We start from the raw sequence: 13,618 nt of genomic DNA on the forward strand, positions 1-13,618 counted from the left end.
AGTTATGCCGTACGCAAAAACATAATGATTAAAATGGCTGTTCCCAAGAGAAAGCAAAGGGGCGAATAGAGCACACTGTCCCATTTTGCAAAAACGGTTCCTTTCTTTCTCTTGCAGAACCCTACCCATTTGAAATCTCCTATAGAACGTAAAATAAATACGCACGACAACAAGCCTGCACCGTAGGAATGAAAGGACCTGAAAAACAGGAATTGTGTAACTCCACCTAGTTCTAGGACGAACCAAGCGGCTAAAGCTAGTAAAATGGCAACGGTCGATGTCCCTATTTTGGAGGGTTTAAAGAGTAAATCCGTTCCCGTGCTTGGGATCGCTGCCTTAGCGCCTTTTTGTCCGCCGAATACCCAATATAAATGCATGCCGCTCAGTACCCATAGAATTCCGCCAACTGCCCATGTAAGTAATTCCAACATCCCACATCCTCCTTAATTGGGTTCATTCGAAATCCACTCTGTCCAAATCATGTGAATATGCTGTTGAATGGCTTCGTCACTTAATGTCTCTTGCTTGTGACGCTCATACCAGCCTAAGTAGTAATGGTACAACATCCATGATCTCTGAAAGGCTTTCTCTGCCTGCATTCCCTTCTGTATTAAAAGCTCTTTCATAAACTCCATTCTCATCTGTTCAACTTCATCGAGCAAGGAACGGTAACTATCATCCTTCAATGACAGTTTTCGCAGATAAAACAGAAAATCTCCTCGTTTCGTCTTCCCGAACATCTGGGTTAACAACTCTTTGATCCGCTCATCTGCAGCAGCATGGATGATGGACGCTGCAATCACCTGTTGTGTCGTCTGTTCCTTCCATGTCTCCACAATCTGTCTAATGTAGCTGCTGCGATTGTTAAAATACCAATAAAAACTGCTCTTACTGCACCCCAAAGAAACGGCCATTTTTTCAACTACGAGTTGATCAATTCCACCCTGTTCAAAACGTTCGATTCCTTTCCGAATCCATTGTTCTTCTGTGACAATAATTCTAGGCATCTCTCCTTCTCCCTTTCTGTACGGTGTCGTCTAGATAAGTGTATATTATAGTGTTTTCAGAGCTGTGTAAATATGGATACATAAACGCCCACTTGAAATACCTGCGAATTTGATCTATAATGCTGTAGCATATAGTGATATTCAAGGCATTGACCAAAGACATGATTTCCTTGAAGGGCCGTTCAGAGAGAAAAGACGAGGCTGAGAGCTTTTCCGGCAACCGCATGTGAAGTTACCCCTTTGTAGCCGTGACGTTGAACATGTAGCTGTGCAATCTGACAGTAACATCAGTAAGCGCCCACCGCTTTATCCCCGTTAACGGATACCAATGGAGGGTCACGTATGTCGTGTATAAGCATGTTCCGATGAACATAAATGTACGCATAGGAGCGGGCCGAACTAGGGTGGAACCACGAGCTGAACGCACTCGTCCCTTGAGGGAGAGAGGCGTTTTTTTGCGTTCAATTTTTGATATAGCACACAATTTGAATGGAGGCTTTAATCGTGAGTATTCAAGTGAAATTGCCGGATGGAGCCGTACGCGAGTACGAGCAGGGCGTAACGATCGCCGATGTGGCGGGTTCGATCAGCTCCGGGCTGAAAAAGAACGCCGTAGCAGGTAAAGTGAATGGGAAGGCTGTAGACCTGAACACCGTTTTGGACCAGAACGTTGACCTTGAAATCATTACGCTGGACGGTGCAGACGGTCTGGAAATTTATCGCCACAGTACAGCGCATTTGCTGGCACAGGCGCTCAAACGCATTTACGGTGAGAAAAATGTGAAGCTGGGTATCGGTCCGGTCATCGACAGCGGCTTCTACTATGACATTGATATCGAAAACCCCTTGTCCGTTGACGACTTGGCCAAGATTGAGAAGGAAATGACGAAGATCGCACAGGAAAATCTGCCGATTACACGTCGTGTGGTCAGCCGTGAGGAAGCCACTCGTATTTTTGGAGAGTTGGAAGACCCACTGAAGCTGGAACTGATTCGTGATTTGCCGGAAGAAGCGGAAATTACGATCTATGACCAAGGCGAATTTTTTGACCTGTGTCGTGGCCCGCATTTGCCATCTACTGGCCGCATCAAAGCTTTTAAACTGTTGAGTGTAGCGGGTGCATACTGGAGAGGCGATTCCAACAACAAGATGCTGCAACGTATCTACGGAACAGCATTCCCGAAAAAAGCACAACTGGATGAGCACCTGCATTTGCTGGAGGAAGCAAAAAAACGTGACCATCGCAAGTTGGGTAAAGAGTTGGAACTGTTCATGTTCTCCGAAGAAGCACCGGGTATGCCGTTCTACCTGCCTAAAGGTATGGTTGTCCGCACTGCATTGGAAGATTACTCCCGTGACATTCAACGTCTGCATGGCTATGAGGAAGTACGTACACCGCTGATGATGAACAACCGGCTGTGGGAACAATCGGGACACTATGAGCATTACAAGGAAAACATGTACTTCTCCGAAGTGGATGAAACTACATTTGCTCTGAAACCGATGAACTGCCCAGGGCATATGCTTGTGTTTAAAAATGAGCTTCATTCTTATCGCGATCTGCCAATTCGTATAGCCGAATTTGGACAAGTGCATCGCCATGAGCTGTCCGGTGCGTTGAACGGTATGATGCGTGTTCGTACATTCTGTCAGGATGATGCGCATATTTTTGTCACACCAGGTCAGATTGAACAAGAGATTTCAGACGTAATTAAGCTGATTAACGAAATGTATAGTGTGTTTGGCTTTGACTTCACAGTGGAATTGTCCACACGTCCAGATGACTTTATGGGCGAGCCAGCACTGTGGGATCAAGCGGAACAAGCTCTGCAAAACGTGCTGGATCACCTGGGCATCAACTACCGTATTAATGCGGGAGATGGAGCATTTTACGGTCCAAAAATTGACTTCCACATTCTCGATGCGCTCAAACGCAGCTGGCAGTGCGGAACGATCCAATTGGACTTCCAAATGCCTGAAAAATTCGACCTCACTTATGTGGGCGAGGACAACCAAAAGCACCGCCCAGTCGTTATTCACCGTGCCATCTACGGTTCAATTGACCGCTTCATGGGCATCCTGACTGAGCATTTTACAGGTGCATTCCCATTATGGTTGGCTCCTGTTCATGCGAAGCTGTTGCCAGTATCCGAGAACTATATCGAGACTGCTAATGAGATACAGGATGCGTTGCTGAAAGCGGGTCTGCGCGTCGAAGTGGATACTCGCAATGAGAAGCTTGGTTATAAAATCCGCGAGGCGCAACTAGAGAAGGTTCCATATATGTTCGTTATCGGGGAAAATGAAAAAACAACCGGTACTGTAGCGGTTCGTAAACGCGGCGAAGGCGATCTGGGATCACTCAGCATTGCGGACATCGTTGAGAAAATCAGCACAGAAATCCGTGAGAAACAGTAATATTTGATCGAAAAAATGTGTAAAAGAGCCATCAAAACCATGATGAACGTGGTTTTGATGGCTCTTTTTTTGTACATTACAGAATTCAGCGTAAGACTGAACCAACGTTTTTGCAGCCTCGACGGAATTCTTAAGTTATCTTACACACAAAAACTTAGCAGGTTTGTGGCCGTGAAGTGGCGTGATCTGCGGGGAGGGAGAGTGTCTTCATGGACGACTCTTCGGATGGTTTCTCCGGGGTTTCTTCCGCATCCTGTTCCTCGCTAAGCGATAAAATTTCGCCGCGCAACTTCAGCATTTTCTGATCCAGCTCGTAGGTTGCACGTGCGGCTTCGGTCAATCCATTAACGACATGTTCAGGCACTTTCTTATCGAACTTATAATACAAAATATGCTCCATACTGGCCCAGAAATCCATAGCCAATGTACGCAATTGAATTTCAACCTTGATCCAACGTGTGCCCTCAAACAGGATCAGTGGAATTTCCACAATGACATGCAGGCTCTGATAGCCGTTGGGCTTAGGATGGGCTATATAGTCCTTGACCTCCAGAATACGAATGTCTTCCCGAGTGTGTAGATGATCCATCAGACGATAAATATCTTTCACAAAGGCGCATACCACACGCATCCCCGCGATATCATGAATTTCACGCAATATATTGTCCAAGGTCACTTCATGCCCTTTGCGCCGAACCTTTTCCACGATGCTGTGGGGCTCTTTGATTCGGGTTTTAATATGTTCAATCGGGCTAAAACCGTCTAACAGTTTCCATTCCGTCTGGATCAGCTTAATTTTATTCTTTAATTCTTCCAGAGCCAGCTGATAAAGGACGGGAATCTTTCTCCACTCCTCTAGTTGCTTGGCGTCAACACTGTTTTGATCCAGCTGTAGCTGAAATTCCTGCAAGGGTAATGGGACAGCATTCAGGTGCTTCCAATCCGGTTCATTCACAGAGCATTCTCCTAAATGAGGCTTATGATGTCCTCGATCTTTTTCGTAAAAATGCATTATCGTATACATTGTACACTATGTCAAAACCTACAGGCAAAGGAGAGACGGACAAAGAAAAAAAGAAATACGACAAGAATTATAGTGGTAAAACCGAGTAATCCGATGTATAATTACAAAAATGCTGATTTGGAGCATTTAATTCTTTGAAAAAAATCACAAATGTAGAGTATCCATCATTAGATTAAAAATATAAATTACAGAAAAGAGGAAAAGAAAAATGGCAAAAGTAGAAAGTTTTCAATTAGATCACACGATTGTAAAGGCTCCTTATGTAAGAGCAGCGGGAGTAGAGCATGACGAAAAAGGAAGCACAGTACAAAAGTATGACTTGAGATTTTTGCAACCCAATGAAGATGCACTTCCGACAGCAGCTGTACATACGCTGGAGCACTTATTAGCCACGTATCTGAGAGATGAAATCAAAGGAATTATTGATATCTCTCCTATGGGATGCAGAACGGGGTTCTACTTGATTTTATGGAATGAACATGAGCCTGAGGAAATTGCACTCGCTTTGGAAAAAACCTTGAAAAGAATTCTGGAAACGACAGAGGTCCCGGCTGTTACTGCTTTGGAATGTGGGAACTACAAGGACCACTCCCTTTTCTCTGCGCAGGAATATGTGAAAATTGTATTGGAAGCAGGCATTAGCCGCGATCCTTTCGAAAGAGTATTGTAAAATCTATGATTTCGATTGACCTATCTCATCAGACAGCGGTAGTGACAGGCGGTAAGTCAGGCATAGGCAAGGGAATTGTAGAGCTTTTCATTCAAAGCGGAGCTAAAGTGATTTCTGCTGATATCTCTTATGAAGAGCCGTATAGAGTGGTCAATCCACAGTTGGTTGAAACTCAATTGGACATATCCAAACCGGATGATATCGAAAGATGGTGCGATTTACTAATCAGCGAAGCGGGAGTTCCTGATATATTGGTGAACTGCGCGGGTACTTCTACGATGGATTATGTCATTGATAGTGAGTTGGCTGATTGGGAGAAAGTATTTTCGATCAATTCAACCGGATTATACGTAACGTCCAAGCGTTTTGCCAAAGAAATGGTGGCTGCTCGTAAAGCAGGACGAATTATTCAAATGGCTTCGCAGGCTGGAAAAAATGGATATCGGGCGATGGGCGGATATTGTGCTTCCAAACATGCGGTTCTCGGCTTGACCAAGGTGATGGCCATTGAGCTTGCCCGGCAAAATATTTTGGTAAATGCGGTCTGCCCTGGCATTGTAGAAACGCCGATGAAGCATCGTGAACGGATTGAAGGAGGCGTCATTCGCGGAATGACCGCTCAAGAAATATACGAAGAAGATTGTTCACAGGTCCCTTTGGGGAGAACGGCCGAGGTGGAGGATGTTGCCAATGTAGTGCTGTTTCTGGCAAGTCCGCTCTCTGCATACATGACAGGACAAGCGATTAATGTTACAGGTGGAATGACGATGCACTAGCATACTAGCATGATCTGGGGGAAAACAACATGAGAAAATCGTTCGTTTTACTATTAGGGATTAGTTTATTATTAATTGCCGCAGGATGTGGTACTAAAAGTTCGGACAGCAATGGCTCCGGCGCCGCTTCCGGTTCGGAAACGCAAAAAGTAGTCATCGGATCCATGGGCTCTGACGCCCAGATATGGAAGCATATTGCCCAGTCCCAGGCCGCCAAGGATGCCAAGCTGGACATTGAAGTGAAAGAAATTAACGGTGGAATCGAAACGAACAATGCAACCAAAGAAGGCGAAGTAGACGTGAATGCATTCCAATCATGGGCGTACCTGGTTAGCTATAACAAAGAGAGCAAAGCCGATTTGAAGGCGATAGCCACAACCTATCTGGAGCCGATGGGGATTTATTCGCAAAAATTCAAAAGCATCGATGAAGTGACTGACGGGGCTCTGGTAGCTTTGGCAGATAACCCGGCCAATACGGCAAGAGGTTTGAAGTTATTGGAAGCCTCCGGTTTGATCAAGCTTAAGGCTGACTTTAATGATGCCTTGGGTACAGTCAATGATATTACTAGCAATCCTAAAAACCTGAAATTTGAACTCATTGATGACAAAACAGGCCCACGAGTGATTCAAGATGTAGGCTTGGTGCTGATTGGGAATACGATTGCTTTAGAAGGGGGCCTGAATGTACTGAAAGATTCCTTGTTCCATGAGGAAATCAGTCAGGCAACCAAAAATAATATTAACGTTCTGGTGACTTCATCTGATAAGGCAAATAACAAAGGGCTGCAAAAGTTAGCGGATCTCTATCATAACGAGGATACTCAAAAATTCATTAAAGATGAATTTGGCGGTACCAAAGTAGAAGTTAAAGAGCCGGTTTCTTATTTGGAAGGACAAACTACAACAAAATAAACTTATGAGGTCAGCCAGTTTTTCGGGTTGACCTCTTTTGTTAGTAGTCGGCTTGAGTTTGAGCATGGGTTTCGATTCGATAGTGTTTGGGGGAGAATCCCTTTATCTTTTTAAAAATTTTCGAGAAGAGTAAAGGATCGTTATAGCCGACTGAACGGGAAATATCACCGATCGAAAGTTCAGCGTTTCCCATCATTTCACATGCTTTGTTGATCCTATAGCGAACCAAATAATCCTGAATGCTTGTGTTCACTTGTTGTTTGAATAACGAACATAAATAGCTCCGATTGAGTCCGATAAAATTTGCAATGTGCTCAATGGTAATCTTCTGAGCATAATTCATTTCGATAAAATCCTTCACTTTTTCCACGTAAATTTCCGCCCGGCTTTCCTTTTGTTCAGGAGGTGTTACCGGGCCGAACTCTATAAGCTCCGATAACATTAGGCATAGCAGACCGGTCAGTCTGGTTTCCCGAGCTTTATGGCATCCACTTGATTCGTTCATGAGTTGCAAATACTGATAAATCAAATGGTCTCCTTCAAAGTTGAGGATTGGACGCGTCATCGTTAGGCCTGCTTGCTTGAGGAGTGTTTCTGCCAGTACCCCGTTAAAACCAAACCAGCAATAAGACCAAGGATTCACCACATCGGCTTGATAATAAGTGATGACTTGGGGGCAGATTAGAAACCACTGTCCTTTCCGCAAGCGATAACTGAACCCGCCAACCTCGAAGGTACCCTCTCCGTCCAAAACATAATGGAGCAAATAGTGATCTCTTATCGCAGGTCCAAAAAAGTGACTGGGTATGCATTTCTCTATACCAAACTGAGTTAGATACAATTCAGAGTGCTGTTTACTACGTGGCAAATACTCTATCACGGTAAAATCTCCTTATGTAAATTATCAAGCATTATAACATAAATAGTGAGCACCATGCCATGTACTTCATATCTAAAATTAATATATCATTTCTGTAGAACCTGCTGCTATATTGTTGGATCTTATCAAGCTTTACACCATATGAGCTTAGTTGATGCCTGCTACATAAAGATTCTTCTAAGTGCCTTTTTGGTGTGGATCTCCGATGATTATTATCTAAGAGAGGGGTTATTTTCCCAATGGGTATCATTGTTCAAGAGCAAACGGGGCTGTTTCATCTACAGTCGTCGGGCATGAGTTATATTATTCAGGTTGTGGATGGATTTCCTGTGCATGTATACTGGGGAGATAGGCTGAAGCATCGCGAATCAACGGCCGATCTATTGCCTCACACTTCTGCGACGGCTGGATTGGATCGGCTTCCGCAAGAGTATCCGCAGTATGGGAGTGGAGACTTCCGTACCCCGGCGTATCAGGTAGAACTTGAGGATGGAACTCGTATTACGGAGTTGAAGTACGATGGTTACCGTATCATGAAGGGAAAGCCATCATTAAGCGGGCTTCCGGCCGTATATACCGAGAATGAAGACGAAGCGGATACGCTGGAACTGGAATTAAAAGATGCCTTTTCAGGTCTTAAAGTGGTTCTTCTTTACACCGTTTTCGCGGATCGAAACGTAATCGCTCGTTCGGCTCGTTTGAGTAATGCGGGGGAAAAGAATCTTAGGCTCCTTCGTGCACTAAGTGCCAGTGTCGATTTTTCGGGTAAAAGCGATTTGGAATTCATGTATCTTTCGGGAGCATGGGCTCGGGAAGGGAATATTACCCGCAAACCAATTCTTCAAGGTGAAACCCGAATTGATAGTAAAAGGGGCATGAGCAGCCATCAACTCAACCCTTTTACTGCATTGGTCACTCGGGAGACAACGGAAAGCTATGGCGAGGCATTCGGCTTTAGCCTTGTGTATAGCGGGGGCTTTGAGGCGGGAGCAGAAATGGATTCATTTGGCTCCACACGGTTTAACATCGGCGTGAACTCCTTTGACTTTTCGTGGTTACTGAGCCCAGGGGGGAGTTTCCAAACGCCAGAAGCCGTTATGGTTTACTCCGGTCAAGGCCTGGGAGATATGTCGCGGACGTATCATCGCTTGTATCGGACTCGACTTTGCCGAGGGAAATATCGGGACGAAGAAAGACCTATTCTGGTCAACAACTGGGAAGCTACCTATTTTGACTTCAATGCAGATAAGTTGGTATCGATCGCGAAAGAGGGGGCTGAGCTAGGCATCGAACTATTTGTCTTAGATGACGGTTGGTTCGGAAAACGAGATTCCGACAATTCGTCTCTTGGCGATTGGTACGAGGATCGTCGGAAGCTGCCAGACGGACTTGCGGATGTCGCGAAACGTATCAATCAGCTGGGTCTTGAGTTCGGGCTCTGGTTTGAGCCAGAGATGATCTCTCCAGACAGTGAGTTGTACCGGGAGCATCCGGACTGGTGTCTTCACGTTCCGGGACGGAGGCGCAGCGAAGCCAGATGGCAACTAGTGCTGGACTATACTCGCAAGGAAGTGCGCGATTTCATCTACGATTCGCTGGCTGCCATTTTCTCCAGCGTGCCGGTTTCTTACGTGAAATGGGATATGAACCGCTGCCTGACGGAAATCGGTTCCGCTGCTCTGCCGCCGGAACGCCAATCCGAGACTGCCCATCGCTATGTTCTTGGATTGTATGAGTTATTGGAGCGCGTCACCACTGAATTTCCGCATATTCTTTTCGAGAGCTGTTCAAGTGGCGGAGGACGCTTTGATCCAGGCATGCTTTACTACATGCCTCAAGTCTGGACTAGTGATAATACCGATGCGGCGGAACGCCTGAAGATTCAATATGGAACTAGCCTTGTCTATCCTGTAAGCGCAACCGGGGCGCATGTCTCGGCAGTTCCGAACCATCAAGTTGGACGCATAACGCCCCTTGATTTTCGAGGTGATGTAGCCATGTCCGGGAATTTTGGATATGAGCTTGATCTCACGAAATTCACCGATGAGGAAAAAGAGACGGTCAAACGCCAAATCGCAGTCTACAAGCAGATTCGTGGTTTAGTACAGAAGGGTGACTTGTATCGCCTAAAGAGTCCGTTTGAAAATAACGAGTCGGCTTGGATGTTTGTTTCTGAAGACCAAGAGGATGCCATCGTCTACTATTTCCAAGTGATGGCTGTCCCGAACGCGCCTTGGCGAGCCCTCCGCCTTGACGGACTTAATCCAGAACTCGAATATGAAGTTCAGTCAGGAAATAGCGGGCAAAAGTCTATCCATGGGGGGGATAGGCTTATGAAGTTGGGGCTTCCTCTTGTCTACAGACAGAAAGACTATGAAAGTGGATGGTTCAGGCTCCGGGCAATAAGGTCCGGCAAGGTCTAAAGGATCAGTACAACAGTAAACTGCCAAAAGAGAAAAAACAATCGATTAGGTTATGCCCCTTTTTATATGAAAAGGGGCATTTTGCGCGTAGCAGCCGCACTGATCTGAGAGGGGGGAAGCCTTGTTTTTTATACGAATGATGAATGACATGAAACTGAGGAAGAAGATGACACTTACATTCATTTCGGTAGCCGTTCTTCCCTTGCTGTTATGCGGCCTGTTTTTGACTGGGAAGCTTCGAGATATTGTCATTAAGGACGCCTTTATGCAAGTATCCAACAATGTTGAAAGGGTGCAAAATCGTACAGAAGAACTGATTAATGTGCCACTGGACATCTCGTACCGGCTAACCAATGACAATCGGATGAAGAGGGTGGCCAGTCAAAAGTACGAAAGCGATATCGAAGTCATCCATGCATACCGGGAGTATACGGATATTCGTGATTACCTCCAGTTGTACAAAGAGATATCCGGCATCCGTGTCTATGTCTCTAATCCAAGAGCACTTAACAACTGGGAATTTATCCAGCCGGACGATAGCATCACAACCGCAGATTGGTACAAGGAGGCCATAGAGCAGAAAGGCTTGGCCGGATGGAATTTAATCGAGGATGAGAGGGACGGTTCCAATTATCTCAGTCTAATTCGTTCATTTTCAGTGGATTCACTAGGGCGGAAAGGGGTTCTGGTCATGAATGTAAACAAGCGCCAATTAAATTCAATCCTAGAGCAGGAATCGTTCCCTACCTTGATCGTGGATAACCGAAATCAGATCGTTGCGTCCAATGAAGCAGAGTTGTTCGGGAAGAATCTTTCTGAAATTCATGCCGACGAAAATATACTTTTCAATCAGGAAGGAAGTTACAACACGTTTATCAACGGAAAAGCATCAAAAGTGGTTATCGCAAATTTAATTCCACAGAACAGCTGGAATGGGCTTCGGGTCATTTCTATCTTTTCCGTTTCAGAGATCACCCGCGATGCCAATCAAGTGATATGGCTTGGCGGAATCGTGATCACGGCCAGCCTGATGTTTGCAGTCTTACTTATCTATGCTTCTGCTTCGCTATTATCCAGAAGGCTTCTCCGCTTGAGCAAACATATGACCAAAGTTGGCGCGGGCTCATGGGAAACATTTCTCCATATCGACGGAAAAGATGAAGTCGGTATACTATCAAGGCAATTTAACGCGCTCGTCAGCAGCGTGAACAATTTGGTGCAGGAGGTCCAAGAAACGAATCGTCAGAAAAATCTCGTAGAGCAAAGACAAAACGAGATCAAATTTAAAATGCTGGCCAGCCAGATTAACCCGCACTTTCTCTTCAATTCGTTGGAGTCCATCAGAATGGAGGCCCACATTCGCAAACAGGACGATATTGCTGAGGCAGTATGGCAGCTGAGCACGTTGCTTCGCAGCAGTCTGGAGGCTGGTAATGATAAGATTCCGCTACGCAAAGAACTTGAGCGGGTTAGCTGTTATCTTGATCTTCAAAAGTTTCGATATGAAGACCGTTTGAATTATCGTTTAACGGTTGATCCGAATTTGGAGGAGATGTTGGTCCCGCCGTTGATTATTCAACCTTTGGTGGAGAATTCTATTGTGCATGGCCTGGATAACCGAGCAGAAGGAGCTGTCATTGAAGTGAAAGTAAAGGAAATCCTGGAGGGGGTCCGAGTTATGGTACGTGATAACGGGGCCGGTTTCACGGCCGATCGTCTCGCTCTTGTACGGGAAGAGCTTGCTGCATCCCTACATGAACAGGAGGTCCAGCGGATTGGATTGCGAAACGTAAACGATCGTCTCGTCTTACTGTATGGGGCTTCTAGTGCCTTAAAAATCGAGAGCGAGCCTGGGAAAGGCACTTGTATTCAGTTTTTCATTCCTGGAGGGAATCCAAATGATTAAGGTAGTGATCGTTGATGATGAACCGAAGCTTCGTCAAGGCCTTCAAACGCTGATTCCATGGGAAAGTCTCGGATTTACCGTTATTGCTGCGGCAGCTAATGGAAAAGAAGCATTGAAAGTCATTGAGGAAAAGACTCCCGATGTCGTAATTGTCGATATCCGCATGCCGGTTATGGATGGTTTACAGTTGATTGAGCACTTGACATCTGACGGTCATCATTTGCATTTTATGATTCTCAGTGGATATGCCGACTTCGAGTATGCCAAACAAGCGATCAAATACGGGGTTGTCGGCTATCTCCTTAAACCGGTGGACGTCGCTGAAATGTCGGCCAACTTAAAGCGGATACGCGAGCGGATTGAAGAGGAGCGACTTCAAGGAGAGTGGCGTGAGAGGGAGATTATGAGTCGTGATTTTTGCCTGCATAGCCTGCTCATCCCGCAAGAGAAAACTGAGGATCCTGCCAAATTGAGAAGTAAGGCAAAAGAAGCGGATTTGTTGTGGACCAGCTATGAAGTCGTAGTCGTCTACCCGCGTGTTTCTGAAGTGGATCGTGCCGATGTGGTAAATCGGCTTTCGATTGAGTTAAAACCAAAGATAGAAGGGCAGATGATGGGGCTTGTAACTGTGATTCCCCCGTATACGGTTCTTCTGCTCAACGAGCTGCTGCGCGGGAGAAAACGACGTGAAAGTCTGTATAACGAGATTCGTAACGCCGTGGGTAATGGACGGTTCGTTGCTGCAACCGGAGGGGGAGTGTCTGTTCCCCAAGATATTTGCAAATCTTTTTTTAAGGCCCAGAAAGCAGTAAAACAAGCTTTTTTCAGCGAGAAGAACCGACTGATAGATCCGTATCCTCTCTTTTCGTCCTCGCTGGATTCTCCCCGATTGTCCGTCAATAAAGCCGAAGAAATGATGGAGGATTTCATCTTCCGCCTGTATTACAGTCTGGAGGTAGGAAACCAGGCTATAGTACTATCGTTGTTGAAAGAGGCGGCAGCATTTTTTCTCAAACAGGGGCAAGATGAGAAATCTGTTAAAGAATCCTTCTTCTTTCTGTCCAATGCAGTCATTCACAAGCTGACCGCGGGTTTCTGCATTGAGTTGAAAGAGACGGAAGCAGTTTCCCGCTTTTTGAATGGGATATACCAGCATGATAACCTAGATGATCTTTTGGAAGAGACCCACCGTTTCCTACTAGCATTGGGAAAAGACTCCGAACACCGTGGAAAGGAGCAGGAATTCAAGAAAATGATCGACTTCATTCATAGGCATTATGCGGACAATCTGAGGCTGGAAACGCTAGCCGGACTACTAAACTACAGTACCGCCTATTTAGGCCAGCTTTTCAAGAACAAGACTGGGGAGTACTTCAACACCTATCTGGACCGAGTCCGCATCCAAAAGGCCAAGGAGCTGCTGGATCAGGGAATGAAAGTATACGAAGTCGCTGAAAGCGTGGGCTATACAAGCGTCAACTACTTTTACAGCAAATTCAAAAGGTACGAAGGCCGTTCACCGTCGGAATATAGAAATCCATAATTTGTGTATGATTTTTTCCGAAATCCGTTGTATGGGCGCGGACTCCTCTCTGTTTTA

11 protein-coding genes are annotated in these 13,618 nt (G+C 45.6%); 7 read left to right on the forward strand and 4 right to left on the reverse strand.

The window, feature by feature from the left end; translation table 11 throughout:
- Positions 1-2: 2 nt before the first annotated feature.
- On the reverse strand, positions 3-431 hold the full coding sequence (locus MHH57_RS02640) for a DUF3995 domain-containing protein (RefSeq protein WP_029515972.1): 429 nt from the start codon (positions 429-431) through the stop codon (positions 3-5).
- Positions 432-443: 12 nt separating this feature from the next.
- Positions 444-1,007, reverse strand: a complete 564-nt coding sequence (locus tag MHH57_RS02645; protein WP_165148092.1) for a TetR/AcrR family transcriptional regulator — start codon at positions 1,005-1,007, stop codon at positions 444-446.
- Positions 1,008-1,511: 504 nt separating this feature from the next.
- Between MHH57_RS02645 and thrS the strand changes: the two genes are divergently transcribed.
- Complete coding sequence (gene thrS / locus MHH57_RS02650; protein ID WP_029515969.1) at positions 1,512-3,425, forward strand: threonine--tRNA ligase; 1,914 nt, start codon at positions 1,512-1,514, stop codon at positions 3,423-3,425.
- Between the two features lie 154 nt (positions 3,426-3,579).
- On the opposite strand, the gene MHH57_RS02655 is transcribed toward thrS, so the two are convergent.
- A complete protein-coding gene (locus MHH57_RS02655; RefSeq protein WP_029515968.1) occupies positions 3,580-4,380 on the reverse strand; it encodes a GTP pyrophosphokinase family protein in 801 nt (266 codons plus the stop codon).
- Between the two features lie 277 nt (positions 4,381-4,657).
- On the opposite strand from MHH57_RS02655, the gene MHH57_RS02660 reads away from it, so the two are divergent.
- The 3 genes from MHH57_RS02660 to MHH57_RS02670 are packed head-to-tail and all read left to right on the forward strand — an operon-like array spanning position 4,658 to position 6,809.
- On the forward strand, positions 4,658-5,119 hold the full coding sequence (locus MHH57_RS02660) for an S-ribosylhomocysteine lyase (protein WP_029515967.1): 462 nt from the start codon (positions 4,658-4,660) through the stop codon (positions 5,117-5,119).
- A 5-nt stretch (positions 5,120-5,124) separates the two neighbouring features.
- Positions 5,125-5,895 carry an SDR family NAD(P)-dependent oxidoreductase gene (locus tag MHH57_RS02665; RefSeq protein WP_029515966.1) on the forward strand — a complete coding sequence of 257 codons (771 nt, stop codon included), beginning with the start codon at positions 5,125-5,127 and terminating at the stop codon, positions 5,893-5,895.
- Positions 5,896-5,924: 29 nt separating this feature from the next.
- Positions 5,925-6,809 carry a MetQ/NlpA family ABC transporter substrate-binding protein gene (locus MHH57_RS02670; RefSeq protein ID WP_029515965.1) on the forward strand — a complete coding sequence of 295 codons (885 nt, stop codon included), beginning with the start codon at positions 5,925-5,927 and terminating at the stop codon, positions 6,807-6,809.
- 40 nt (positions 6,810-6,849) lie between these two features.
- On the opposite strand, the gene MHH57_RS02675 is transcribed toward MHH57_RS02670, so the two are convergent.
- Entirely contained in the window at positions 6,850-7,689 is an 840-nt protein-coding gene (locus MHH57_RS02675) for an AraC family transcriptional regulator (protein ID WP_165148101.1), read from the reverse strand.
- Between the two features lie 239 nt (positions 7,690-7,928).
- On the opposite strand from MHH57_RS02675, the gene MHH57_RS02680 reads away from it, so the two are divergent.
- The 3 genes from MHH57_RS02680 to MHH57_RS02690 all read left to right on the forward strand — a co-directional run bounded on the left by MHH57_RS02680 (position 7,929) and on the right by MHH57_RS02690 (position 13,561).
- Positions 7,929-10,112: an alpha-galactosidase gene (locus tag MHH57_RS02680; RefSeq protein ID WP_342434797.1), complete on the forward strand. Its 2,184-nt coding sequence runs from the start codon at positions 7,929-7,931 to the stop codon at positions 10,110-10,112.
- Between the two features lie 121 nt (positions 10,113-10,233).
- Positions 10,234-12,018, forward strand: coding sequence for a sensor histidine kinase (locus tag MHH57_RS02685; RefSeq protein WP_341038627.1), 1,785 nt, complete (start codon positions 10,234-10,236; stop codon positions 12,016-12,018).
- A complete protein-coding gene (locus MHH57_RS02690) occupies positions 12,011-13,561 on the forward strand; it encodes a response regulator transcription factor (protein ID WP_342434798.1) in 1,551 nt (516 codons plus the stop codon). Before MHH57_RS02685 ends, MHH57_RS02690 begins: the two co-directional genes overlap by 8 nt.
- The last annotated feature ends 57 nt before the right edge of the window (positions 13,562-13,618 follow it).

Origin of the sequence: Paenibacillus sp. FSL H7-0442 (genome assembly GCF_038593105.1) — a bacterium.
GTDB classification, from domain to species: Bacteria; Bacillota; Bacilli; order Paenibacillales; family Paenibacillaceae; genus Paenibacillus; species Paenibacillus polymyxa_D.

Excerpts from the sequence above, each read along its gene's own strand:
- MHH57_RS02670 (WP_029515965.1), top strand. The coding sequence starts at position 5,925 with ATGAGAAAATCGTTCGTTTTACTATTAGGGATTAGTTTATTATTAATT.
- MHH57_RS02645 (WP_165148092.1), bottom strand. The coding sequence starts at position 1,007 with ATGCCTAGAATTATTGTCACAGAAGAACAATGGATTCGGAAAGGAATC.
- MHH57_RS02660 (WP_029515967.1), top strand. The coding sequence starts at position 4,658 with ATGGCAAAAGTAGAAAGTTTTCAATTAGATCACACGATTGTAAAGGCT.
- MHH57_RS02680 (WP_342434797.1), top strand. The coding sequence starts at position 7,929 with ATGGGTATCATTGTTCAAGAGCAAACGGGGCTGTTTCATCTACAGTCG.
- MHH57_RS02690 (WP_342434798.1), top strand. The coding sequence starts at position 12,011 with ATGATTAAGGTAGTGATCGTTGATGATGAACCGAAGCTTCGTCAAGGC.
- MHH57_RS02665 (WP_029515966.1), top strand. The coding sequence starts at position 5,125 with ATGATTTCGATTGACCTATCTCATCAGACAGCGGTAGTGACAGGCGGT.
- MHH57_RS02640 (WP_029515972.1), bottom strand. The coding sequence starts at position 431 with ATGTTGGAATTACTTACATGGGCAGTTGGCGGAATTCTATGGGTACTG.